Source organism: Bradyrhizobium sp. Ses1 (genome assembly GCF_059512365.1).
In genome coordinates, this window is sequence record NZ_JCAMOQ010000079.1 from 1 (window position 1) to 23,339 (window position 23,339).

Here is a 23,339-nt window from a genome sequence, read left to right on the forward strand (position 1 = left end):
TGTGGTCCTACCCCCGTGCTTTTTGTTGCACGGGACCCATGGGTGCAACCAGCACCCGGCTTTCCCTGCGCCCTCTGTTCGATGAGGGTGGAAAGTGAAGCAAAGCTCGGGCAATCCATGCCGCGAGAACGCGGACTCACATCCTCTCCTCACACTCCACCGTCATGCCCGCGCAGGCGGGCATCCAGTACCCCGCGGCGTCTCGGCTCAAGCACGACCGCCTCTGGAATACTGGATCGTCCGGTCAAGCCGGCCGATGACAGCGGAGAGCTGTTTGACAATTGAATCAGAACCTCCCCCGTCGTCCTGGCGAAGGCCAGGACCCATAACCACAGGCGCTTGTCGCGTGCTCCGCTGCAACCGCTTGCTCGCGCTACAACAGCCCCCTGTGGTTATGGGTCCCGTCTTTCGACAGGACGACAGCGGAGTGAGACGTGAAAGCGCCGAGCAACTCGGCGAGCGGGCGAGTGACAAACGACGGAACAACGTTCTCCATCAATTCCCCGTCAGGTTGAACCTCGCCGGCGCTTGCGTGACCAACTACTCGGCATGCTGCGGACAACGGGGCTGACAAGACATCATGAAAATCGCGTTGCTGGCGCTCTTGGGTCTGGCATTCGGGGCGCTCAGCGGCGCCGCGCTCGGCATCAGTGCCGGACTTGCCTGGATCGGAATCTTCAAAACCTCGAATTTTGAAGGCAATGGCGGCGCGCTGGTGTTCTTCACCTTCATGCCGCTGGGCGCTGTGATCGGCGGCATTGGCGGCGCGCTGCTGTTCGCCGTGCTCGCGATCCGCGACGCCGAGGTCGCAATCGAGCACGAGCATGTAGCCCGTCGCGACCGCTGACGGGGCCGCGGTCGGCGGATTCAGGCAAAATCCCGCAAAAAAGTCTGCATTTGTGCAATGCAAAAATAACAATTGCGTTCTGGCACGGTCGCTCTATTTGAGACGGCGAAATTTGAGGTGCAGCAACCTGGCGCGGCGTCGGTGCGGACGCCCTTTTGCCGTTGCTGATTTGCAATCCAGATTCGGGAAGACGATGAATGACAGAGCATAGTCTCTGGCGTTTTTCGCGCGCGTTTCACCGCGCGATCAACGAACGCCAATTCGCGGATATTGCCGCCCTGCTCGACGAGGACGTCGAATGGGCGATCTATGGACCGATCGATCTATTTTCTTTCTTCGGTGCGCGCCACGGCAAGCCCGCCGCGCTCGAGGTGATCAGGCAGATCGGTGAGAACTTCCGGGTCCGCCGCTTCGAGCGCGAGTCCATCATGCTTGGAGTCGATTCCGCGGCATCGATGATGCGCTATTCGCTGACTGCGCAGGATTCGAACAAGCCGATCGCGGTGCGGATCGCGCATTTCGCGCAATTCCGTGGCGGCCTGCTGACCCGCTTGCGCGTGCTGGTCGACAGCTTCGACCTGGTCGAGCAGACCGTCGGCTATCCGATCCACCTGCCGCGGATCGCAGCGGCGCAATAGTCACCCCCGGTTTCGTCGTACCCGGGCGCTCTCGGGTATCCAAATGCCTTCCTTCGCCAGCCCCGGGAAGGCGTGGATGGCCGGGACATCAGCTGACACCTTCACGCTCTTGTGCCCGGCCACGACGATCCGATCCGTGCTACATGCTGTCACGTCGGACAACGATGTCGCCGTCATAATTTTACGCTACCATAACGTATCGCTCTGGCTGGAATGCGGGCTGCGGGAATGACTTCCAAACAACGATCTGGCTGGGCGTGGTTGCCGATGCTGGCTGCGGGCCTTGGCATCGCGATGGTGCTGCCGGCGATGGCGCAGACGTCGCCGCAAATTTCTCCTTGGAGCAGTATCCACGATGAGACGCCGGCCGCCGAGGAGGCTGCGTCCGAGCCCGAGACAAATAACGCCGACGTGATGAAGGACGTCGACGTGGACAAGCTCGACTGGAGCCTGCTCAGCGCCGATGCCTCGCCTTCCGACACCGTGCTGACGCCGAAGAAGGCCGCCGCGCCGAAGAAGGCGGATGGCAGTGATGCCGCATGGTCGTCGAACAACAACGCGAACGGCACGTCCGCGGTCTCGGTCAAGCAATCGATCTCGCCGTTCTGGGACACGCGGATCGGCGCCGACATGACGGTCGCGCGCCAGGGCACGCTGACCAATTCCGAGTTGCTGTCGGAACGGCTCGCCAATGGCGGCAGCCTGCCGCAATCCTCCGGCACCGCCTGGGCCGCGATCACCGCGCCGGGCGTTGCCTCGATCTGGGACAAGACCTCGGTCGAGGCCCGAGTCGATCCCGGTAGCGACCAAACCCGGTTCGGGACCTCAATCAGCAAATCGGTGCCGCTCGCCGACCAGTATTCGCTGACGCTGCAGAACGGCTACAACCTGATCCAGCAGGGCGTGGTGCCGGTGCCCGGCATCGTCAGCCATCCCTCGCGGAGCTATGAGGCCGATCAATCGGCCAGGCTGAGCATCAACAGCAGTGGAACCAGCTTCATCGCGGGCCAGACGCTCGCGACCGGCGACGACAAATGGCTGCACCGGATCGGCGCGGAGCAGAAGCTGTTCGACGGCGTCACCATCTCCGGCTCGATCGGCGAAAGCGCCCAGGGCCCGGTTAACAAGAGCCTAACGGCCGGGTTCAAGCGGAGCTGGTGAGGCAGCCGCGGTCGCAATCCCTTAAGGAATGATCGAACCATTGCCGCAACTTGGCCTAGATGCGGTCAAAATCGGGCGCCTATGGTTGCCCCTTCACGTCGTCGTGCGGCGGGGGGACTTCCGCGCTCGCGTCATTGCGTAACAGAGGAATAGCCGATGAACGCCACCAATCGTTCCGAGCAAGTTGAAACAGAAGTAGAAGGGACGGAAGTCGACAACAACCTCGCCGCCGTCTCGGACGTCGAGGCCGGCATCCGCGAATTCGTGCGCAACGATATCGCCTATCTGCGCCGGTCGCCGCAGCCGCAGGTGAACACGGAACCACTCGAGCCCAACACCGAGGCCACCGTGAACAATGTCAACTCGCTGATCCAGCGCGTCGCCGGCACGTCGCTCGCGGAGATCGAGAAGTTGATCTCCGAGCTCGAAAGCCTGCGCGACCTCCTGCATGCCGAAGGCCAGCGCGTCCAGCGCGAGATCTCGGGCTATGCCCAGCTCAGCCAGGCCGCGATGAAGTCGACTCGCATGATCGCCGACAACGTCACGCAGTGGAAGCGCGCTGCCGACGGGCTGCGCAACAGCTAGTCTCGGCGATTGCTTGAGAGTTCATGACCGCCGCATCACCCATGCGGAGGATGCGGCGGTTTCTATTTGACTAAAATGATTTGAAAGATAAAAGCGCAACGCGCGCCTGAGCGTGATCGGGAAAAGATCATGCTCGAACTTAGAGCCTGATGATTTTTGACTGAGCGTGAATCTGGATCACGCCGCGACGGATGCTGCCGCTTTGGCACGCCGTTTCTTGGGGAAAACAGCACTGATGCAAAGCGTTCGGCCCGACAACACCGATCCCATCCCGCTGCGGCAATCGCCGCACAGTGTCGGCACCATCATGCTCCGCTTCGTCGGACTCTTGATCGCGGCGACCGTGGTGATGGTGTTGATCTGGAGCCGCTGACGCCGCGCGATGGCCGCTGATGGTTAGCAGAGACTGAAGATCAGCGCCGGACGATCGCGCTGCCCTCGAGCGTGAAGGCGCCGTCGGCATAGCCCTTCACCACCATGCCGGTGGTCAGCATCACCGCAACCGTGATGGTCGCGAAAATTGCGCCCAGAACTTTCAGTCCGACACGATCTGCCATAGTCGTCCCCACGGTGCTTACCCTTGCGTCTGATATGGCCGGCAGAAAGTTCAAAATGGGTTAGCAAATAGATCGTATCCGGAATTCGTCGAATACGGTTAAAGAGCGCGGCAAGGTTCCCGTAAACGCGCCGGCTGGGTTTCAGCCCGCCTTGCGGCGCGGAACGAAGGCGGTGGCCAGGAACGAGAACACGAGCTCGCCGCGCTGGTTGGTGCCGCTGTTGCGGCCCTGCAGGATGCCCCATTCGGGACGCTTCTCGGAGGTGCGCTTGGTCTCGACCACATTGGCGTAGCTGATGGTGTCCCCGGCCAAGACCGGCTTGATCCAGCGCAGCTCGCGAAAGCCGGGCGACGGCCCCCACACCGCGGCCTCCTGTCCGCGCGCCGCCATCTCCTGCGCCAGCCGCTTGCCGTCGGCCACCAGGAGCTTCATGCAGACGGAGGCGACGTGCCAGCCCGACGCTGCCAGTCCGCCGAACAGCGACTTTCGCCCTTCCTCCTCGTCGAGGTGAAAGCGCTGCGGATCGAACTGCGCCGCGAAGCGCTTGATGTCCTCGGCGGTGAAGGTGAACGAGCCGAGCTCGCGCCGCGCGCCGATCTCAATGTCCTCGAAGAAGCGCATCGATGCTACCCCGTCACCGCTTCCGCGCGCCGACCGATGATGATCGGCGACTCCATCTCGCACAACATCACGCCGGCCGCATTGCGCACCGTGCACTTGAACGTCACGATGCCGGTCGAAGGTCGGCTCTGCGAGACCCGCGCTTCCACCACCTCGACATCCAGCGTCAAATCGTCGCCCGGGCGCAGTGGCGACAGCCAGCGCATCTCGTTGACGCCGGGTGAGCCGAGCGAGGCCGTGCGGCAGATAAAGCCGTCGGCCAGCATCCGCATCGTCAGCGAGCCGAGATGCCAGCCCGAGCCGGACAGGCCCTTGAGCATCGATCGTTTCGCCGCCTCTTCGTCGAGATGCATCGGCTGTGGATCGAACTCGGCGGCAAAGGCCAGTATCTCCTCGCGCGTGACGTGGCGCGGCCCGAAGGTGCCGAAATGGCCGATGTTGAAGTCTTCGAAAGTGAGCGTGGTCATGTTGGGGATTTCAGGAGAGAGGGGCCTGATTGTGGCCGTTATTTGCGGCAATCTCAACCCGCCCGCCCGCATGGCTTGCTTTCAAGGGGGACCACCATAGCGGGGGAGCATCGTCCTTGCGTACCGCCCCCCGACTTGCCCGGACTGAGGTTCGGAGCTAGCCCTGCTTGCGCGCGACTCAAGATCGATTGGCCGGGAGAATCCACCGATGTTCGATTTTCAAGACCTGTTTCAGTGGGACCGCTTCATCACCCCCACGATCATCAAGACGTTCTACTGGCTAGTCATCGGCGTGATCGTGCTGTTCGGCATTTACGGAATCCTCTGGAGCCTGGCCGCAATGGCGATCAGCCCGTTCGGCGGCTTCATCCTGCTGCTCGCCTCGCTCACCAGCATCGTGGTCGGCATCGTGCTCTCGCGCATCGTCGCCGAATTCATCCTGATCGTGTTCCGCATCAACGAGCATCTTGGCGCGATCCGCGATCAGGGCCAGGGCGGAATGCGGTGATCAGGTATTGAACCTGAAATGCATCACGTCGCCGTCGGCGACGACGTAGTCCTTGCCTTCCAGGCGCAGCTTGCCGGCGTCGCGGGCGCCGGCTTCGCCGCCGAGCGCGACGTAGTCGTCATAGGCGATGGTCTCAGCGCGGATAAAGCCCTTCTCGAAATCGGTATGGATCACGCCGGCCGCCTGCGGCGCCTTGGTGCCGCGATCGATGGTCCAGGCGCGCGCTTCCTTCGGCCCCACCGTGAAATAGGTGATGAGATGGAGCAACTCGTAGCCGGCGCGGATCAGGCGGTCCAGGCCGGCTTCCTCGAGCCCGAGCGTGTCCAGGAATTCCGTGCGCTCCTCGCGTGACAGCGTCGCGATCTCGGATTCGATCTTGGCGGAGATCACGACGGCGACCGCGCCCTCCTGCTTCGCGTGCGCGAACACCTGCTTTGAGAAGCTGTTGCCATCCTTGGCCGAGCTCTCCTCGACATTGCAGACATAGAGCACCGGCTTGGAACTCAGAAGCCCGAGCATGCGGAAGGCGCGCTCCTCTTCCACCTTGCGCTCGAGCGCACGCGCGGGCCTGCCCTCACGGAGCAGCACCAGCGTGCGGTTGACGAGATCGAGCTGTTCCTTGGCGTCCTTGTCGTTGCCCTTGGCCTTCTTGGTCAGGTTATCGACACGCTTCTCGAGGCTGTCGAGATCGGCGAGCATCAATTCGGTTTCGATGGTCTCGATATCGGCCAGCGGCGCGATCTTGCCCTCGACATGGGTGATGTCGGAATCCTCGAAGCAGCGCACCACATGCGCGATCGCATCGACCTCACGGATGTTGGCGAGGAACTGGTTGCCGAGCCCTTCCCCCTTGGAAGCGCCGCGGACCAGTCCGGCGATGTCGACAAAGGTCAGCCGGGTCGGAATGATCTGCGCCGACTTTGCCACAGCCGCGAGCTTGTCGAGCCGCGGATCGGGGACGGCGACCTCGCCGACATTCGGCTCGATGGTGCAGAACGGATAGTTGGCCGCTTGTGCAGCGGCCGTCTCCGTCAGCGCATTGAACAGCGTCGACTTGCCGACATTGGGCAGCCCGACGATCCCGCATTTGAATCCCATCGTACTTTCCGATCTCCCGCGCGAATGTGCAGCGGCTGAATTGACTGAGGTCGCCCTCGATGACGAGCGTTACTTTCCGCCCTCTTCCTTGCTGTCGAAAAAGCCCTTTGCCTGCATCGTCAGATGCACCTTGTTCTGGAACGACGAGTCCTGTCCCGCGGCCAGCAGGCCGGCATTGTCGGCGACCGCCTCGCAGAGCGCATCGACCCACGGCCAGTCGCCCTTGGCGAAATCCGACAGCACGTGACTGTGCACGAGTTCCTTGATCCCGGGATGACCGATCCCGAGCCGGACCCGGCGATAGTCGTTGCCGATATGCGCGGAGATCGAGCGCAAGCCGTTGTGCCCGGCGATGCCGCCGCCGACCTTGACGCGCACCTTCGCCGCCGGCAGCTCGAGCTCGTCCTGGAACACAGTGATGTCGCCCGCCGGAAGCTTGAAGAAATTCTGCGCTTCCTGCACCGCGCGCCCGGACTCGTTCATGTAGGTGGTCGGCTTCAGCAGCAGGACCTTCTCGTGACCGAGCAGGCCTTCGGATGTCTCGCCCTGAAAGCGGCGGCGCCATGGTGCGAAACCATGACGCCGCGCAATCTCTTCGACGGCCATGAAGCCGATGTTGTGCCGGTTATCAGCGTATTTCGCGCCGGGATTACCGAGACCAACAAAGAGTCGCATGACGCGGCATCCCGCGCTGGCGCGCTATCACTTCTTCTTGTCGCCACCGGCCGGTGCCTTGGCACCCGCCGCTGGAGCCGTAGCACCCGCCGCCGGAGCAGCCGCACCTGCAGCCGGAGCCGCAGCGCCTGCCGCCGGGGCCGCACCTGCCGCCGCCTTCTGCTCTTCGGCGTAGCCGGACGGCGGCACGATGGTCACCAGCGTGGCGTCCTCGCGCGACAGCGCCTTCACGCCCTTCGGCAGCTTGATGTCGGACAGATGCAGCGAATAGCTGATTTCCAGCGCGCCGACATCGGCATCGATGTACTGCGGAATGTTTTCGACCGAGCATTCGAGGTCGATTGTGTGGGTGACGATGTTGACGGTTCCACCGCGCTTCACGCCGGGCGCCGTTTCCGCGTTGATGACATGCAGCGGAACGCTGACGCGGATGGTCGCGCCTTCGCCGAGCCGCATGAAGTCGACATGCAGCGGGAAGTCCTTCACCGGGTCGAGGTGATAGTCGCGCGGAATCACGCGGTGCTTCTTGCCGTCGAGATCGATGTCGAACAGCGTCGTCAGGAAGCGGCCTGCGAGGATGCGCTGGCGCAGCTCGCGGTCGTCGACCGAGATGGTCAGCGGGGGCTTGTTGTCACCATAGATCACTCCGGGAACTTTCCCGGCGCGACGCTCAGCCCGGGCGGCCCCCTTGCCGCTCTTCGGACGTGCGGTCGCCTTCAATTCCTTGACGGTCGCCATCAGTCTAAGTCCTTGTTTTGCAAAAAGTTAAAGGCCGCATCGCGGCCCCGTTTCGCGTCCCGCAGCAAGCCTCCAGGGGTGCGGGGGCTGCGGACGTCGCGGGCTTTTAGCTCCAAAGGGCCGAAATGACAAGGAAAATGGCTGGCGATCTGGGAAGCGATACGCCTCCTAGCTCGTCATGGCCGGGCTTGTCCCGGCCATCCACGCCCTTCGGTCGACAGGAAGAAATAACGTTGATGCCCGGGACCCGACTCCGCCGAGGCTTCGCCGGGCACTCTAATGTCAGTCCGGCGAAGCGATAGCGAAGACGGGCAAGCCCGGGCATCACGGTAGAGTGCGTGGGAAACGGCCCTACCCGTCCGCCTTCACGTGCTCGGCGCGATCCCGAGCTTGGCCTCCAGGGCTGCGATCCGCGCCTTCAGCACCTCGTTTTCCTCGCGCGCCAGGCGGGCCATGTCCTTCACCGCCTCGAACTCCTCGCGCCGGACGACATCGAGGTCGCGCAGGACGCGTTCGGCCTGGTTGCGCATGACCGAGTCGACTTCGCGCTTGACGCCCTGGGCGGCCCCGGCGGCGTCGTTCATGAGGCGGCCGATCTCGTCAAAAAAACGGTTCGTGGTCTGGGTCATCTAACTCTCCGCACTCCCTTGGGCGACCAAGACAATGGCAATCAAAGGCGCGGGGTTCAAGGCCGCAAATGACCCATGATGCCGCTCGCCTTGTCATGCTCCGTTTTCCTTGCAATCGTATTCGCCGCGCAGGAGTAGAGAATCGCAAACCGAAGAAGCGCCCATGATCGACCAGCAGATCGATATTCCGACCAAAGACGGCAAGATCACCACTTTCATCACCCATCCCGAGCGCGGCGGACCGTTTCCGGTGATCATTTTCTACATGGATGCGCCGGCGATCCGCGAGGAGCTGCGCGATATGGCGCGCCGGCTCGGGACGTCCGGTTACTATGTGATGCTGCCGAACCTCTATTACCGCGCCGGCGTCATGGAGCTCGGGCCGATCAATCCCGACCCGGAATCGCCCGAGCGCAAGCGCATGTTCGAATTGATGCACTCGATCAACATCCCCATGGTGATGGAAGACACCAAGGCCCTGCTCGCCTATGCCGAGGGCGAGGCCGCCGCGAATACGCGCCTCGTCGGCACCGTCGGCTATTGCATGAGCGGGCGCTACGCGATCAACGCAGCGACGCATTTCCCCGATCGCGTGAGGGCCGCCGCCTCGGTCTACGGCACGCATCTGGCGACCGACCAGCCCGACAGCCCGCATCTGGCAGCCGAGAAGACCAAGGCCGAGCTCTATTTCGCCTGCGCCGAGACCGACATCTACGCGCCGATGGAGATCATCGAAAAAGTGCAGGCCGGCATGAAGGGATCGAACAACGAGGTCGAGATCTATCCCGCCACCCATCACGGCTTCGCCTTCCCGAAGCGCCCGGTCTATCACCGCGACGCCGCCGAGCGGCACTGGGAGCGTCTGCTGGCGCTCTATCGCCGCAATCTTTCCGCATAGCCCGAGGCGCGATGCCCTTCCTCTTGATCGATTTCCCCGTGTTCAATCCGATCGCCATCTCGATCGGACCGATCGCGATCCGCTGGTACGCACTCGCCTACATCTGCGGCATCGTGATCGGCTGGATCTACGCGCGGCAGATGATCAAGAACGAAAAATTGTGGGGCGGTCCCGCGCCGATCACGCTGACCCAGATGGACGACTTCATCCTCTGGGTCACCCTCGGCATCATCGTCGGCGGCCGCACCGGCTATGTGCTGTTCTACAACCTGCCGTTTTTCATCCAGCATCCCGCTGAGATCTTCGAGCTTTGGAAGGGCGGCATGTCGTTCCATGGCGGCTTTCTCGGCTGCGTCGTCGCAGTGATGTGGTTTGCGCGCCGGAATCGCATCCCGATCCTATCGCTCGGCGACTTAACCACCGCGGTGGCGCCGATTGGCTTGTTCCTCGGCCGGCTCGCCAATTTCATCAACAGCGAATTGTGGGGCCGGCCCGCCGATCCGAGCCTGCCCTGGGCGATGGTGTTTCCCAACGGCGGACCGCTGCCGCGGCATCCGAGCCAGCTTTATGAAGCCGGGCTCGAGGGCATCCTCCTGTTCACGATCCTGGCGGTGATGATCCGGATGGGTGCGTTGAAGCGGCCCGGCCTCGTGCTCGGCAGCTTCATTTTGATCTACGGCATCGCCCGCATCATCGGCGAACACTTCCGCGAGCCCGACCCGCAGCTCGGATTCCTGTGGGGCGGTCCAACCATGGGAATGCTGTTGTCGGTGCCGATGGTTATTGTCGGCAGTATCATGGTTGTGATGGCTTGGCGCCGCAGGGCGCCACAGCCGGTGCCGAATTCGATTTAAGGCTGGATGTGACCGAAGTTTCGCCGCTGCTGTCCGAGATCAAGAAACTGATCAAATCATCCGGCCCGATGCCGGTCTGGCGCTACATGGAACTATGCCTGATGCATCCCCAGCACGGCTATTACGTGTCGCGCGATCCGCTGGGCCGTGAGGGCGATTTCACCACCGCGCCCGAAGTCAGCCAGATGTTCGGCGAGCTGCTGGGCCTGTGGTCAGCGTCGATCTGGCGCGCGATCGGCTCGCCTGACTCGCTGCGGCTCATCGAGATCGGCCCCGGCCGCGGCACTATGATGGCGGACGCGTTGCGGGCGCTGCGGGTGCTGCCGCCGCTCTATCAGTCGCTCAGCGTCCATCTGGTCGAGATCAATCCGGTGCTGCGCGAGAAGCAGCGCGCAACCTTGGGCAACGTCCGCGACATCACCTGGCACGAGAGCATCGACGAGGTGCCCGAGGGTCCGGCGGTGATCCTCACCAACGAATATTTCGACGTGCTGCCGATCCACCAGGTGGTGCGGCACGAGAACGGCTGGCACGAACGCGTGATCGAGCTCGACAGCAGTGGCAAGCTCGCATTCGGCACCGCGCCGGAGCCGATGCCGCGTTTCGACGTGCTGCTGCCGCCGCTGGTGCGCGCAGCTCCCTTAGGTGCCGTGTTCGAATGGCGGCCCGACACCGAGATCATGAAGCTCGCCCGCCGCGTGCGCGACCAGGACGGCGCGGCGTTGATCATCGATTATGGCCACATGCGCAGCGACGCCGGCGACACCTTCCAGGCCATCGCCCGCCACAGCTTTTCCGATCCGCTGAAGAATCCAGGCCAGGCCGACGTCACCGCCCATGTCGATTTCCAGGCGCTGGCACGCGCCGCCGAAGACGTCGGCGCACGCGTCCACGGCCCGGTGACGCAGGGTGAATTCCTGAAGCGCCTCGGCATCGAGGCGCGCGCCGCGGGATTGATGGCAAAGGCCACGCCCGAGATCGGCGCCGAGATCGCCGGCGCACTGAAACGATTGACCGACAGCGGCCGCGGCGGCATGGGCTCGATGTTCAAGGCAATGGCGATCTCCCACCCGGAGCTCACCTCGATCGCGGGCCTGAGCGATCACCCAAACGACGCGGAACGTTCATGACCCTGGCCTCCCCGCTGCTCTCAGCCATTCCCGGCCTGCGCCATGCCTTTTTCTCGCGCGAAGGCGGCGTGTCCGAGGGCATCTATGCCGGCCTCAATGGCGGCATCGGCTCCAATGACGCTGCCGATAATGTCACGGAAAACCGCCGGCGCATGGCGGAGCGCTTGGGGGTCGGGCCCGACCGCCTGCTGACGCTCTATCAGGTGCATTCCCCCGACGTCGTGGTCGCCACCACACCGTGGGCGAGCGATGCGCGGCCGAAAGCCGACGCCATTGTCACCCGCACGGAGAACCTTGCGCTCGGCGTCACCGCGGCCGATTGCGGCCCGATCCTGTTTGTCGATCCCAATGCGCGCGTGATCGGCGCGGCGCATGCCGGCTGGAAGGGCGCGCTGACCGGCGTGCTGGAATCGACCGTCGAGGCGATGGAGAAGCTCGGCGCCGACCGCAGCGGCATCGTCACCGCGATCGGGCCTTTGATCCGCCAGCACTCCTATGAAGTGGGGCCCGAATTCGTGGCGCGTTTTCTGGAGGCCGATGCGGACAACGCCCTGTTCTTCCTGCCCGGTGAACGCGAAGGGCACGCGATGTTCGACCTCGGCGGCTACATCCGGATGCGGCTGGAGAACGCCGGTATCCTGATGATCGACGACATCGGGATCGATACCTATTCTGACGAACGCTTTTATAGTTACCGACGCTCGGTGCATCGGAAAGAGCGCGATTATGGCCGGCACGTTCACGCCATCGCCCTGGAGAAATAACCGCTTCCAGGGGAAGTGCTTAAACTTCAAAGAAAATTTCGATCACCGCCCGGAATCTATCGAACTGGCGCCGTGGCTTCACTGCCCTAGACCTTAACGTATTTTAACGATATCGGGGTGATGATGAGCGACACCATCGTCACCCTTTCCCGAATTGCGCGCGCCGCGGTGGCCGCAACGTTGCTGATGGCAGCCTGTGCGCTCGGCGGCTGCGCCAATGGTGGCGCGGCGAGCAACGCCTATGCCATGGCCGGAAACAGCGCCAGTGGACCGACAATCGCATTCGAATCGATCGACGGCCCGCCGCCGCAGGTGTTCGACCGCATGGTGGGTGTGCTGGACAGTGAAGCCAAACTCCGCGACATCGCAATCGTCTCGCGCGAGGGCGCGGCCGCCTACCGCGTGCGCGGCTATCTCTCGGCGCAGGTCGTGCGCGGCAAGACCGCCATCGCCTGGGTCTGGGACGTCTATGACGCCAACCAGCAGCGCGCCCTGCGCCTCTCCGGCGAAGAACCAGCCGGCAAGACCGGCCGTGACGCCTGGGCTGCCGCGGACGACCTGGTCCTGCGCAAGATCGCACAAGCGGGCCTGAGCGGGCTCAGCAGCATGATCAATGGTGGCCCGACCGATGCGCCTGCACCGGCCTCGGCGCCCAGCCGGCAGGGACCTGCGGTCGCAAGCGCGCCTGAACCGGAAGAATCCGGCGTCGTCGCGCTCGGCTACAGCGCTAACTAAACGTTCGGGATAGTCAAAAACCTGTCATTTTTTCGCCGGGATAACGGGTGTGACGGGTTGCCGCTGCCTGCCTCGCCTGATATCTCGTCGCGCATCGAAACCCGCCGGTTCTGTAGGTACTTGAGATGTTGGACATGGTATCGAGCAAACCTCGGGGAGAACCGTCCATGTCGGCCAAGAACGGCGCGATCAAGCTGGTAGCTGGCAATTCCAATCCCGTGCTGGCGCAAGAGATCGCCGATGGGCTCGGGATGTCCTTGACCAAAGCGGTGGTCCGGCGCTTCGCCGATATGGAGATCTTCGTCGAGATCCAGGAAAACGTCCGCGGCTCCGACGTCTTCATCCTGCAGTCGACCTCGTTTCCCGCCAACGACCACCTGATGGAACTTCTGATCATCACCGACGCGCTGCGCCGGGCTTCCGCCCGCCGGATCACGGCGGTCGTGCCCTATTTCGGCTATGCGCGGCAGGATCGCAAATCGGGCTCGCGCACCCCGATCTCGGCGAAGCTGGTCGCCAACCTGATCACCCATGCCGGCGCCGACCGCGTCATGACACTCGACCTGCATGCCATGCAGATCCAGGGCTTCTTCGATATCCCGACCGACAATCTCTTCGCCTCGCCGGTGATGGTGCGCGACATCCGCGAACGCTTCGCGCTGAGCAATGTGATGGTGGTGTCGCCCGACGTCGGCGGCGTGGTGCGCGCACGCGGCCTCGCAAAGCGCATCAATACGCCGCTGGCGATCATCGACAAGCGTCGTGAGCGGCCGGGCGAGTCCGAAGTGATGAACGTGATCGGCGATGTCGCCGGCTACACCTGCATCCTTGTCGACGACATCGTGGATTCCGGCGGTACGCTGGTGAATGCGGCCGATGCCCTGATCGCCAACGGCGCCAAGGAAGTGTTCGCCTATATCACCCATGGCGTCTTGTCCGGCGGCGCCGCGGCCCGCATCGCCTCGTCCAAGCTGAAAGAGCTCGTCATCACCGACTCGATCCTGCCGACCGAGGCCGTGAGAAACTCCGCCAACATCCGCACCCTCTCGATCGCCGGCCTGATCTCCGAGGCCATCGCCCGCACCGCCGCCGAAGAGTCGGTGTCGAGCCTGTTCGACTGACATTCATCTGCATCGTCATTCCGGGGCGCGCCACCGGGTCCGCGCAAAGCGCGGCCCGATGACAGGCTCCGCGCGAGCCCGGAATCCGTCCCACCGCGGAACGCGCGGTCAAATGGATTCCGGGCCTGCGTGCTTCGCGCGCATCCCGGAATGACGGTGTTCGTTACCCCACGATCCCCGCGGCGACCTGGCCGCGCAGACGCTCGAGGCTGTGCAGGGTGTTGGCGCAGGCTTCGGCGACCTCGACGCCCTTGATGGCGAAATGCTTGCGGAAGAAATCGAAATGCACCTCCGTCTCGTGGAACTGCTGCGGCGTCAGCACGGCCGAGAACACCGGCACCTCAGTGCGCAACTGCACGTCCATCAGCGCCTTGATGACGGTGTCGGCGACGAACTCGTGGCGGTAGATGCCGCCGTCGACGACGAGGCCTGCCGCGACGATCGCCGTGTAACGGCGCGTCTTGGCCAGGATCTGCGCGTGCAGCGGGATCTCGAACGAGCCCGGCACCTCGAACACGTCGATATTGGTGACATGGCGCGCCTCCATCTCGGCGAGGAAGGCGATGCGACATTCCTCCACGACGTCGCGGTGCCAGGACGATTGCACGAATGCAACCCGCTGCGGCTTGGCGAACCGCGGATGCGTGGGCGCCGGCGGAGGCTCTGGCGTTGCCGGCGTGGCATCCGCGGGCGACTGGACTTCCTCGGCTTCGGGAGTTTGAACTTCGGCTTCTTGCAACATCTGATTCATGGCTTTCCTCTTTCAGGACCAGAATCAGGGCATACGGAAAACGACTCTAGCCACGCGCGATGGCGAGGCTGCCGCAACCGTTCTCTTTCATCCGGACTTTGACCGTCGGCTTCGGAATTGCACCGAATCTGCTGACCCTTCCTCCTGGGGGGAGAAAGGCGCTCGCGGGCTCAGGCCATCGGGCCCTTACCGCCGGTGGGGACTTTCACCCCGCCCTGAGAACATCGGCCGCCCGGAATGGACGACCTACCCCAAAGCTATTGCCAAACCGAGGGACACGGCAAGCGCCTTGGCATGGCGAATCGGCATGTTCCCCATGTGCCCGACGCGAGCCTTGACGACCTGGCGACCGCTTCGCTGAGCCGAAACGCGCGGCGCGCGCGTTAACGATTGCGACGATCGCGCAAATCCGATTCCGGTTTGTTCTCGCGTTAATAATTGTGGCGGAGATGAGCTGTGGACGAGCGCGCCTTTGGCTGTGGACGGACTCGGGGCCCGGTTGCGCGGATTCCGCAAATCACATCACTTCATCCTGGCAAGCCTCGGAGCGATCGGGAAGGCCACGGGGGCCTGCAGTCGGCAACCATGCGTTATCTGGTGCAGGCCGGCCTTCCGGATGCGTACCAAGAAAGTCAGAAGAACAAGGGTCGAGACGGCATGTCCCTCCTCGAAGGCATAATCGATTCCGAAAACCATCCGCTTGCGGTGGTCGAAGACATTGCGGCCGATAACAACTGGGCGTTCGAGCGCGCTGGCGACGAGGTCACGATCGTCTCCAAAGGCGACTGGACCGACTATCAGCTCTCCTTCACCTGGATGAGCGAGATCGAGGCTCTGCATCTGGCCTGCGCCTTCGACATGAAGATTCCGCCGGCGCGCCGCCCCGAAGCGCAGCGGCTGATCGCCGCCATCAACGAGCAATTGTGGATCGGCCATTTCGATCTGTGGACCCACACCGGCATGATCATGCACCGCCAGGCGCTGGTGCTGCCCGGCGGATTGAACGCATCGACCGCGCAATGCGAGAGCATGCTGGTCGGCGCCATCCATGCCTGCGAGCGCTACTACCCGGCATTGCAGTTCGTGGTGTGGGCCGGCAAGACCGCCCAGGAGGCGATGAACGCCGCGATGTTCGACACCGAGGGCGAGGCTTAGGCTCCCCACTCGTCATGCCCGGGCTTGACCCGGGCATCCATCTGCAAAGGATCTTTGGCTTGATGGATTGCCGGGTCAAGCCCGGGCAATGACGGTTCGTGCTTGTCGCGCGTTCTGCACCTCACTAGAACCGACTGTGGTTATGGGTCCCGGCCTTCGCCGGGACGACGATCATGGTGGCGCCCTTGAGTAACAGCAACGCTTTGCAAGACATCACCGGCACCATCGCGCTGGCCGGCGCAGGCAAGATGGGCGGGGCGATGCTGACCGGCTGGCTCGCCGGAGGCCTCGATGCCTCGCGCCTCGCCGTGATCGACCCGCAGCCTTCGGCCGAGATCAGTGCGCTCGCCGCCAAGGGCGTCCGTCTCAATCCCAAAGACGCGGGCAAGGTCGATACGCTGGTGGTCGCGGTCAAGCCGCAATTGTTCCGGGATGCCGGCGTCGCCCTCAAGTCGCTGGTCGCGCCATCGACGCTTGTGGTCTCGATCATGGCCGGAACCACCATCGCCTCGCTTGAAGAAGTCTGCGGCGGCGCGGCGGTGCGGGCGATGCCGAACACGCCGGCCTCGATCGGCCGCGGCATCACGGTCGCAGTCGCCGCGAACAGCGTCGGTGCCGCGCAGCGCGCGACCGCGGACGCGCTGCTACGCGCGACCGGCGCGGTGGAATGGGTCGACGACGAGGGCCTGATCGACGCCGTGACCGCGGTCTCCGGCTCCGGCCCGGCCTACGTGTTCCTGCTCGCCGAAGAGCTCGCGCGTGCCGGCGTTGAGGCCGGATTGCCGGAAGACCTCGCCACCAAGCTGGCGCGCGCGACCGTCGCGGGCTCCGGCGAATTGTTGCATCGCTCGGACTTGCCGGCGGCAACGCTGCGTCAGAACGTCACCTCGCCCGGCGGCACCACCGCCGCCGCACTGGACGTGCTGATGGCTAGTGACGGACTGCGTCCACTGATGATCCGCGCGATCGCAGCCGCAGCCAAGCGCTCGAGGGAGCTGGCGAAGTAGCCAAGCTCTGCAGGGTGGGCAAAGCCAACGGGTCGCGCGAACGCGCGCCCGATGACAGGCTCCGCGTGCCCACCATTACGAGCGGAGTGCTTGATGGTGGGCACGGCGCAAGTGCGCCTTTGCCCACCCTACTTTTCTTGACTACTTCTTCGCCGCGGCGGCGCGCTCAACAAAGGTCTTGCCGCCCTTCATCTTGTGGGTGAGCGGCGCCTCATTGATCTGGATCACGACGGCTTCGGCGTCGACGCCGAGATTCTTGACCAGCGCCTGGGTGATGTCGAGCATCATGCCCTTCTTCTGCTCTTCGGTGCGGCCGGCAGCCATGTTCACGGTGATCTCAGGCATTCTTAGCGCTCCCTTTGTTGTCGTTCACTCGCCCGACCGTCATTGCCGGGCTTGACCCGGCAATCCATCATTTTGAAGATGGATACGCGGGTCAAGCCCGCGTATGACGAATTCACCTATCCCCACCTCACGTCATGCCGCGCCAGCACTTCGCGGACCTTCGCGACGAGGTCAGCTTCCGCGCAGGAGAACTGCGCCGGCCGGGTCTCGCGCCATTCCTGGTTCGACGCGATCGCCGCGGCGGCCTTGGCGCCTTCGATGAGGTCCTTGATCTGCACCTCGCCACGCGCCTTTTCATCGGAGCCCTGGATGATGACGCAAGGCGAATTGCGGCGGTCGGCATATTTGAGCTGGTTGCCCATGTTCTTGGGGTTGCCAAGATAGAGCTCGGCGCGGATGTTGGCGCTACGCAACTGCGCGACCATCTTTTGATAATCCGCGACCCGCTCGCGATCGAACACCGTCACCACGACGGGCCCGAATTGCGGCCGCGTGTCGAGCTTGCCAAGCAGCGTCAGCGCCGCCTGCAGCCGCGACACGCCGATGGAAAATCCCGTCGCCGGCACCGGCTCGCCGCGGAAGCGCGAGACGAGGCCATCGTAACGACCGCCGCCGCCGACGGAGCCAAAGCGAACAGGACGGCCTTTCTCGTCCTTCGTTTCGAGGAGCAGTTCTACTTCGTAAACGGGACCCGTGTAATATTCGAGGCCGCGCACGACGGAGGGATCGATGCGGATGCGATCCGATCCGTAGCCAGATGCCGTGACTAACTTGGCGATCTCTTCGAGTTCACTGACGCCAGCTTGGCCGATCTCACTTTTGGCCAAATAGATGTCCGCCGCTGCAATCGATTCTTTCCAATCTTCGCGTTTTTCCGTGACGCTCAGGACAACATGAGCATCCGCCGAGTTGAGGTCGGCGCCTTTCGTGAAGTCGCCCTTGCCTTCCTCGCCGCCATCCCAGCGTCCGGGACCGAGCAACTTGCGCACTTCGTCGGCGGGAAACTTGTCGAGTTTGTCGATCGCGCGCAGCACCGTGAGCCGTCGGCCCGCATTGTCTTCGCCGCCGAGGCCAATCGCTTCTAGCACCCCGTCAAGCACCTTGCGGTTATTGACCTTCACGACGTAGCTGCCGCGCGGAATGCCCAGCGCCTCCATCGTGTCCGCCGCCATCATGCACATTTCGGCGTCAGCGGCCGGCGAGCCCGAGCCCACCGTATCCGCATCGAACTGCATGAACTGGCGGAAGCGGCCGGGGCCCGGCTTCTCGTTGCGGAAGACGTAGCCGGCGCGGTAGCTGCGATACGGCTTCGGCAGGTGATCGAAATTCTCGGCGACGTAGCGGGCAAGCGGCGCGGTCAGGTCGTAGCGCAGCGAGATCCACTGCTCGTCATCGTCCTGGAACGAGAACACGCCCTCGTTGGGGCGATCCTGATCCGGCAGGAATTTTCCGAGCGCGTCGGTATATTCCATCGCCGGCGTTTCCACCGGCTCGAACCCGTAGCGCTCGAACACTTCGCGGATGGTCTCGGTCATGCGGCGCGTCGCGGCGATCGCGGTCGGGCCGCGATCTTCCAGTCCGCGCGGCAAGCGCGCCTTCAGCTTCTGCGGTTTTTTGGGTTTGTCGGCCATGGGCGCGCGTTTACCAGCGGATGGAGAATGCGGCAACCGTCACGCCGAAGCGGCGGAATAATTCCGCCGCCGGTCACAGCACCTTTCTGATCCAGTTGTGCGGATCGGCCGCGCGACCATACTGGATGTCGACCAGTTGCTTGCGCAGCCCCATGGCGACAGGGCCGGCCGCACCGCCATTGATGAGAAACTCGCCCTTCGTGGAACACACCTTGCCGATCGGCGAGATGACGGCGGCCGTGCCGCAGGCGAAGGCCTCTTTCAGCTTTCCGCTGGCGGCATCCGCGCGCCACTGGTCGATCGTGTAGGTCTCCTCGCGCACGGGCGTGCCGGCATCCTTCGCGAGCGCGATGATCGAATCCCTGGTGATACCCGGCAGGATCGTGCCGAGCGGCGGCGTCAGCAGCGAACCGTCGTCGAACACGAAGAAAACGTTCATGCCGCCGAGTTCCTCGATATAGCGGCGCTCGATCGCATCGAGGAAAACCACCTGATCGCAGCCGTGCTCGATGGCCTCGGCCTGCGCCCGCAGGCTCGCGGCGTAATTGCCGCCGCACTTGACGGCGCCGGTGCCGCCGATCGCAGCGCGCGTGTAGTGCTCCGACACCCAGATCGACACCGGCGCGGGCCCGCCCTTGAAATAGGAGCCGACCGGCGAGGCGATGACGGCGAAGATGTACTCCGCTGATGGCTTCACGCCGAGGAAGACCTCGCTCGCGATCATGAAGGGCCGCAGATAGAGACTACCCTCGCCGCCTGGAATCCAGGCGCGGTCGATGCGCACGAGCTGTTCGACCGCTTCGATGAACACGGGCTCGGGCAGCGGCGCCATGGCCATGCGCTCAGCCGAATTCCAGAAGCGGCGGGCATTGGCGTCGGGGCGGAACAGGTTCACGCCACCATCGTCGCGCTTGTAGGCCTTGAGGCCTTCGAAAATCTCCTGCGCGTAGTGCATGACGGCGGCGGCCGGATCGAGCCGGAAATTCGCGCGGGATTCGACGCGCGCGCCATGCCAGCCCTTCGCCTGATTGTAGCGAACGATAGCCATGTGATCGGTGAAAATCCGGCCGAAGCCCGGGTCCACGAGCCTTGCCGCGCGCTCCTTGTCGGAGGTCGCATTCGCCGCAGGCTGGATTTCGAATTTCAAACTCATACCCTTGCTTCCCGCTGTCGGAATCCGCGCGATTGCTGGCGCCGGTCTCGCCGGGCCCAACTGGCTTCGTCGGCCTGGACTTCACCGCCAGCCTTACGGCCGGTTTCCATGGCCCTCATGTCCGAAAGGACATGCTTTTGCCGGATGCTGAAGTCCAGTATGTTTTGTCGAAATGCCGCTCGACAATCACACGGTAGTCCCAATTTGCGGCCCAAGCCTCCATCACTGGTCTGCTCGTGGCCGATCTAAACTTTGCCAGGGACGAAACGATTTAAAATTTCGTCGTGACTGGCAGTTTTGTAACATTGAACCCAAGATACGTCAATATGGCTGACATAAATTTCTCAACGGCAGCAGCGCAGCCCGATTCTCCGGGAACGGACGTATCCGCCCCCGGGCCGCGGACGGGCGATTTGCGCTGGGACATCATCGAGCTCCTGTTCTTCGCCTATCGCGACTTCGTCGGCGATGCCGATCAGGAGCTGGAGGCGTTCGGCTTCGGCCGCGCCCACCATCGGGTGATGCACTTCGTCACGCGCTATCCCGGGCTCAAGGTCGCCGACCTTCTCGACGTCCTGCGCATCACCAAGCAATCGCTCGGCCGCGTGCTGAAGCAATTGCTCGACGAAGGCTACATCCTGCAGAAGACCGGCAGCAATGACCGGCGGCAGCGGCTGCTTTACGCCACCGCCAAGGGCGAAGCGCTGGTGGCCAAGCTGGCGGGACTGCAGACCGACCGCATCAACCGTGCGGTCGCCGGCCTCGATCCCGGCGGCGTCGAGACCGTGCGGGCGTTCCTCCGTGCGATGATCGACCGCGACGACCCCGACAAGGTGCTGGAGACGATTTTCGGCGGCGCGGCCAAGAAGACGAGGGAGTGAACGTGACGCAGGGAGCAACCATCGCCGCGGCGACGGCACGCATGCCGATGAAACCGGCCGACGACGCGCCGCACCTGCTGCTGGTCGATGACGACCGCCGCATCCGCGATCTTCTCTCGCGCTTCCTCTGCGGCGAAGGCTACCGCGTCACGACCGCCATGAGCGCCAGCGACGCGCGTGCCAAACTGCTCGGGCTCAATTTCGACCTGCTGATCCTTGATGTGATGATGCCCGGCGAGAACGGCTTCGATCTCGCGCGCTTCATCCGTTCGTCCTCGTCGGTGCCGATCATCATGCTCACCGCGCGCCACGAGGCGGAAGCACGCATCGAGGGCCTGCAGATCGGCGCCGACGACTATGTGGCAAAGCCGTTCGAGCCGCGCGAACTGGTGCTGCGGATCGGCAACATCCTCAAGCGCACGGCGCCGCCGCCAGCGCAGACGCTGGAGCAGATCGCCTTCGGCCCCTACGTCTTCCATCTCGACCGCGGCGAATTGCGCCAGGGCGAGGAGATCATCCATCTGACCGACCGCGAGCGGGACATGCTGCGCATCCTCGCCGCGAGCCCCGGCGAAACCGTGCCGCGCGGCGCGCTGACCGGAGGCGGCACCGTCAACGAGCGCGCCGTCGACGTCCAGATCAACCGCCTGCGCCGCAAGATCGAGCGCGATCCCGCCAATCCCTTGTTCCTGCAGGCGGTGCGCGGCATCGGCTATCGCCTGGTGGCCTCGCCTTAAGCCTTATCCGCCATGAGCACGATCGACACGGGCCTGAGCCTGATCCGCAACGCCTCGCAGCGCGTCTCCAGAGCCAATGGCCGGATGGGAAACGCGTTCAAGAGCTGGATGCCGACCGGCCTCTATGCCCGCGCGCTGCTGATCATGATCGTGCCGATGGTGGTGCTGCAGACCGTGGTGGCCTTCGTGTTCATGGAACGGCACTGGAACACGGTGACGCGCCGCCTCTCCACCGCTGTGGTGCAGGACATCGCCGCCCTCATCGACGTCTACAAGACCTATCCGCAGGACAAGGACCGCGCGCAGGTGCGCCGGATCGCGCAGCGGCTCCAGCTCGTGGTCGATTTCCTGCCTCCCGGCGACATGCCGCCACCCGGGCCAAAGCCATTCTTTTCGCTGCTCGACCAGTCGCTGTCGGTGCAACTCGGCCGCCAGATCGGCCGTCCGTTCTGGATCGACACCGTCGGCAGGTCCAACCTGGTCGAGATCCGCGTGCAACTCGACGACGCGATCATGCGCATCTTCGCGCTGCGCAGCGCCGCCTATGCATCGAATTCGGAAATCTTCATCTTCTGGATGCTCGGCACCTCCACGATCCTTTTGATCGTCGCGGTGCTGTTCCTGCGCAACCAGATCAAGCCGATCCTGCGTTTGGCGGACGCCGCCGAAAGCTTCGGCAAGGGCCGGGAGGCACCGAATTTCCGGCCGCGCGGCGCGCGCGAGGTGCGGCGTGCGGCGCACGCCTTCCTGGAGATGAAGGCGCGCATCGAGCGCACGATCGAGCAGCGCACCGCGATGCTCGCCGGCGTCTCGCACGATCTGCGCACCATCCTGACCCGCTTCAAGCTGGAGCTCGCGCTGCTCGGCGAAGGCCCCGAGATCGACGCCATGCGCAAGGACGTCGACGAGATGTCGATGATGCTCGAGGACTATCTCGCCTTCGCCCGCGGCGACTCCGGCGAGGTCGCACAGCCGACCGACATGACGATGGCGCTGGAGGAATTGCGCAACGATGCCGAACGCCACGGCCATACCGCGACCGTCGCCTTCCACGGATTGCCTGTCGTGACGGTGAAGCCGGCCTCGTTCAAGCGCTGCCTCGGCAATCTCGTCTCCAATGCGGCGCGGCACGCCAACACGATCTCGATCACCGGCCACCGCGACCACCGCTATCTCACGGTCACCGTCGATGACGACGGCCCGGGCATTCCGGCTGATATGCGCGAGGAGGTGTTCAAGCCATTCCTACGGCTCGACGACGCCCGCAATCAGGACGAGGGCGGCACCGGCCTCGGACTGGCCATCGCCCGCGACATCGCCCGCTCGCATGGCGGCGACATCATGCTCGGCGACAGCCCGATGGGCGGCCTGCGTGCGACGGTGAGAGTGCCGGTGTAACAATTCTTCCCTTCTCCCCTTGTGGGAGAAGGTGGCGCGGAGCGCCGGATGAGGGATTCTTTCCACGGGCGGTGGTGTTCGTGGAGAGAACCCCTCACCCAAGCGAGCCCGCTGCAAGTAGCTAAGCAGCCCTCTCCCACAAGGGGAGAGGGCGCAACAATTGGCATCACAAGGCTGAGCTAGCCCGCATTTCTCACGGTGTTGAGGCGCATCGGGGCGCGAATCAGCGAAAGTTCTTTTGCGAGAAGGACTTTG

The 23,339-nt window shown here is 63.9% G+C and carries 28 protein-coding genes and 1 riboswitch; of the genes, 17 read left to right on the forward strand and 11 right to left on the reverse strand.

What is annotated here, in order from left to right; translation table 11 throughout:
* The first annotated feature begins 580 nt into the window (after positions 1–580).
* From AC5ZG5_RS42865 to AC5ZG5_RS42885, 5 genes are all read left to right on the forward strand, one after another.
* The gene (locus tag AC5ZG5_RS42865) at positions 581–847 is read left to right on the forward strand and encodes a hypothetical protein (RefSeq protein ID WP_456646676.1); all 267 of its coding nucleotides are present in this window, start codon (positions 581–583) and stop codon (positions 845–847) included.
* A gap of 197 nt (positions 848–1,044) precedes the next feature.
* Positions 1,045–1,485 (forward strand): nuclear transport factor 2 family protein, encoded by a 441-nt coding sequence (locus AC5ZG5_RS42870; protein WP_028163883.1) that lies wholly within the window; start codon positions 1,045–1,047, stop codon positions 1,483–1,485.
* A gap of 228 nt (positions 1,486–1,713) precedes the next feature.
* On the forward strand, positions 1,714–2,646 hold the full coding sequence (locus tag AC5ZG5_RS42875) for a hypothetical protein (protein WP_456646677.1): 933 nt from the start codon (positions 1,714–1,716) through the stop codon (positions 2,644–2,646).
* A 156-nt stretch (positions 2,647–2,802) separates the two neighbouring features.
* Positions 2,803–3,231: a hypothetical protein gene (locus AC5ZG5_RS42880; protein WP_028163885.1), complete on the forward strand. Its 429-nt coding sequence runs from the start codon at positions 2,803–2,805 to the stop codon at positions 3,229–3,231.
* Between the two features lie 235 nt (positions 3,232–3,466).
* Entirely contained in the window at positions 3,467–3,604 is a 138-nt protein-coding gene (locus tag AC5ZG5_RS42885) for a hypothetical protein (RefSeq protein ID WP_165435628.1), read from the forward strand.
* Between the two features lie 40 nt (positions 3,605–3,644).
* Here the strand turns inward: AC5ZG5_RS42885 and AC5ZG5_RS42890 are convergent, their stop codons facing one another.
* The 3 genes from AC5ZG5_RS42890 to AC5ZG5_RS42900 all read right to left on the reverse strand — a co-directional run bounded on the left by AC5ZG5_RS42890 (position 3,645) and on the right by AC5ZG5_RS42900 (position 4,876).
* Entirely contained in the window at positions 3,645–3,788 is a 144-nt protein-coding gene (locus tag AC5ZG5_RS42890) for a hypothetical protein (protein WP_028163886.1), read from the reverse strand.
* A gap of 141 nt (positions 3,789–3,929) precedes the next feature.
* Complete coding sequence (locus tag AC5ZG5_RS42895) at positions 3,930–4,409, reverse strand: MaoC family dehydratase (protein WP_456646678.1); 480 nt, start codon at positions 4,407–4,409, stop codon at positions 3,930–3,932.
* A gap of 5 nt (positions 4,410–4,414) precedes the next feature.
* Positions 4,415–4,876, reverse strand: coding sequence for a MaoC family dehydratase (locus AC5ZG5_RS42900; protein ID WP_028163888.1), 462 nt, complete (start codon positions 4,874–4,876; stop codon positions 4,415–4,417).
* Between the two features lie 208 nt (positions 4,877–5,084).
* Between AC5ZG5_RS42900 and AC5ZG5_RS42905 the strand changes: the two genes are divergently transcribed.
* A complete protein-coding gene (locus AC5ZG5_RS42905) occupies positions 5,085–5,384 on the forward strand; it encodes a DUF4282 domain-containing protein (protein ID WP_028163889.1) in 300 nt (99 codons plus the stop codon).
* Here AC5ZG5_RS42905 and ychF read toward each other — a convergent pair whose 3' ends face one another.
* The 4 genes from ychF to AC5ZG5_RS42925 all read right to left on the reverse strand — a co-directional run bounded on the left by ychF (position 5,385) and on the right by AC5ZG5_RS42925 (position 8,524).
* Positions 5,385–6,482, reverse strand: coding sequence for a redox-regulated ATPase YchF (gene ychF, locus AC5ZG5_RS42910; RefSeq protein ID WP_130231215.1), 1,098 nt, complete (start codon positions 6,480–6,482; stop codon positions 5,385–5,387). It lies immediately after the preceding gene.
* Between the two features lie 69 nt (positions 6,483–6,551).
* A complete protein-coding gene (gene pth, locus AC5ZG5_RS42915) occupies positions 6,552–7,157 on the reverse strand; it encodes an aminoacyl-tRNA hydrolase (protein WP_130231213.1) in 606 nt (201 codons plus the stop codon).
* 27 nt (positions 7,158–7,184) lie between these two features.
* Entirely contained in the window at positions 7,185–7,895 is a 711-nt protein-coding gene (locus AC5ZG5_RS42920) for a 50S ribosomal protein L25/general stress protein Ctc (RefSeq protein ID WP_456646679.1), read from the reverse strand.
* 365 nt (positions 7,896–8,260) lie between these two features.
* Positions 8,261–8,524, reverse strand: a complete 264-nt coding sequence (locus tag AC5ZG5_RS42925) for an accessory factor UbiK family protein (protein ID WP_130230665.1) — start codon at positions 8,522–8,524, stop codon at positions 8,261–8,263.
* A gap of 163 nt (positions 8,525–8,687) precedes the next feature.
* Here AC5ZG5_RS42925 and AC5ZG5_RS42930 point away from each other — a divergent pair, with 163 nt between their 5' ends.
* The 6 genes from AC5ZG5_RS42930 (at position 8,688) to AC5ZG5_RS42955 (ending at position 14,026) form a co-directional block, all read left to right on the forward strand.
* Entirely contained in the window at positions 8,688–9,422 is a 735-nt protein-coding gene (locus AC5ZG5_RS42930) for a dienelactone hydrolase family protein (RefSeq protein ID WP_456646680.1), read from the forward strand.
* A gap of 11 nt (positions 9,423–9,433) precedes the next feature.
* Positions 9,434–10,276, forward strand: a complete 843-nt coding sequence (lgt, locus tag AC5ZG5_RS42935) for a prolipoprotein diacylglyceryl transferase (RefSeq protein ID WP_130230661.1) — start codon at positions 9,434–9,436, stop codon at positions 10,274–10,276.
* A gap of 8 nt (positions 10,277–10,284) precedes the next feature.
* A complete protein-coding gene (locus AC5ZG5_RS42940) occupies positions 10,285–11,406 on the forward strand; it encodes a class I SAM-dependent methyltransferase (protein ID WP_456646681.1) in 1,122 nt (373 codons plus the stop codon).
* Positions 11,403–12,170, forward strand: a complete 768-nt coding sequence (gene pgeF / locus AC5ZG5_RS42945; protein ID WP_456646682.1) for a peptidoglycan editing factor PgeF — start codon at positions 11,403–11,405, stop codon at positions 12,168–12,170. The genes AC5ZG5_RS42940 and pgeF overlap by 4 nt, the downstream gene beginning before the upstream one ends.
* Before the next feature lie 123 nt (positions 12,171–12,293).
* Positions 12,294–12,905, forward strand: coding sequence for a hypothetical protein (locus tag AC5ZG5_RS42950; protein WP_051396707.1), 612 nt, complete (start codon positions 12,294–12,296; stop codon positions 12,903–12,905).
* A gap of 167 nt (positions 12,906–13,072) precedes the next feature.
* The gene (locus AC5ZG5_RS42955; RefSeq protein ID WP_028163899.1) at positions 13,073–14,026 is read left to right on the forward strand and encodes a ribose-phosphate pyrophosphokinase; all 954 of its coding nucleotides are present in this window, start codon (positions 13,073–13,075) and stop codon (positions 14,024–14,026) included.
* Between the two features lie 163 nt (positions 14,027–14,189).
* Here the strand turns inward: AC5ZG5_RS42955 and AC5ZG5_RS42960 are convergent, their stop codons facing one another.
* Entirely contained in the window at positions 14,190–14,777 is a 588-nt protein-coding gene (locus AC5ZG5_RS42960; protein ID WP_028163900.1) for a 6,7-dimethyl-8-ribityllumazine synthase, read from the reverse strand.
* Positions 14,778–14,852: 75 nt separating this feature from the next.
* Positions 14,853–15,004: riboswitch (FMN riboswitch) on the reverse strand.
* A gap of 430 nt (positions 15,005–15,434) precedes the next feature.
* Between AC5ZG5_RS42960 and AC5ZG5_RS42965 the strand changes: the two genes are divergently transcribed.
* Both AC5ZG5_RS42965 and proC read left to right on the forward strand, forming a co-directional pair.
* The gene (locus AC5ZG5_RS42965; protein ID WP_028163901.1) at positions 15,435–15,932 is read left to right on the forward strand and encodes a type III secretion system chaperone family protein; all 498 of its coding nucleotides are present in this window, start codon (positions 15,435–15,437) and stop codon (positions 15,930–15,932) included.
* 173 nt (positions 15,933–16,105) lie between these two features.
* Positions 16,106–16,939: a pyrroline-5-carboxylate reductase gene (gene proC / locus AC5ZG5_RS42970; RefSeq protein ID WP_456646683.1), complete on the forward strand. Its 834-nt coding sequence runs from the start codon at positions 16,106–16,108 to the stop codon at positions 16,937–16,939.
* Between the two features lie 141 nt (positions 16,940–17,080).
* Here the strand turns inward: proC and AC5ZG5_RS42975 are convergent, their stop codons facing one another.
* The 3 genes from AC5ZG5_RS42975 to AC5ZG5_RS42985 all read right to left on the reverse strand — a co-directional run bounded on the left by AC5ZG5_RS42975 (position 17,081) and on the right by AC5ZG5_RS42985 (position 20,068).
* Positions 17,081–17,284: a tautomerase family protein gene (locus AC5ZG5_RS42975; protein ID WP_028163903.1), complete on the reverse strand. Its 204-nt coding sequence runs from the start codon at positions 17,282–17,284 to the stop codon at positions 17,081–17,083.
* 116 nt (positions 17,285–17,400) lie between these two features.
* Positions 17,401–18,915, reverse strand: coding sequence for a histidine--tRNA ligase (gene hisS, locus AC5ZG5_RS42980; protein WP_456646684.1), 1,515 nt, complete (start codon positions 18,913–18,915; stop codon positions 17,401–17,403).
* Between the two features lie 73 nt (positions 18,916–18,988).
* A complete protein-coding gene (locus tag AC5ZG5_RS42985; protein ID WP_456646685.1) occupies positions 18,989–20,068 on the reverse strand; it encodes a branched-chain amino acid aminotransferase in 1,080 nt (359 codons plus the stop codon).
* Positions 20,069–20,394: 326 nt separating this feature from the next.
* On the opposite strand from AC5ZG5_RS42985, the gene AC5ZG5_RS42990 reads away from it, so the two are divergent.
* Genes AC5ZG5_RS42990 through AC5ZG5_RS43000 form a run of 3 tightly spaced genes read left to right on the forward strand, consistent with a single transcriptional unit; the run spans position 20,395 to position 23,084 of the window.
* The gene (locus AC5ZG5_RS42990) at positions 20,395–20,949 is read left to right on the forward strand and encodes a MarR family winged helix-turn-helix transcriptional regulator (protein WP_028163906.1); all 555 of its coding nucleotides are present in this window, start codon (positions 20,395–20,397) and stop codon (positions 20,947–20,949) included.
* A gap of 41 nt (positions 20,950–20,990) precedes the next feature.
* Positions 20,991–21,686, forward strand: coding sequence for a response regulator (locus tag AC5ZG5_RS42995; RefSeq protein WP_035690117.1), 696 nt, complete (start codon positions 20,991–20,993; stop codon positions 21,684–21,686).
* A gap of 12 nt (positions 21,687–21,698) precedes the next feature.
* Positions 21,699–23,084 (forward strand): ATP-binding protein, encoded by a 1,386-nt coding sequence (locus AC5ZG5_RS43000; RefSeq protein WP_130229529.1) that lies wholly within the window; start codon positions 21,699–21,701, stop codon positions 23,082–23,084.
* Positions 23,085–23,339: the final 255 nt, after the last annotated feature.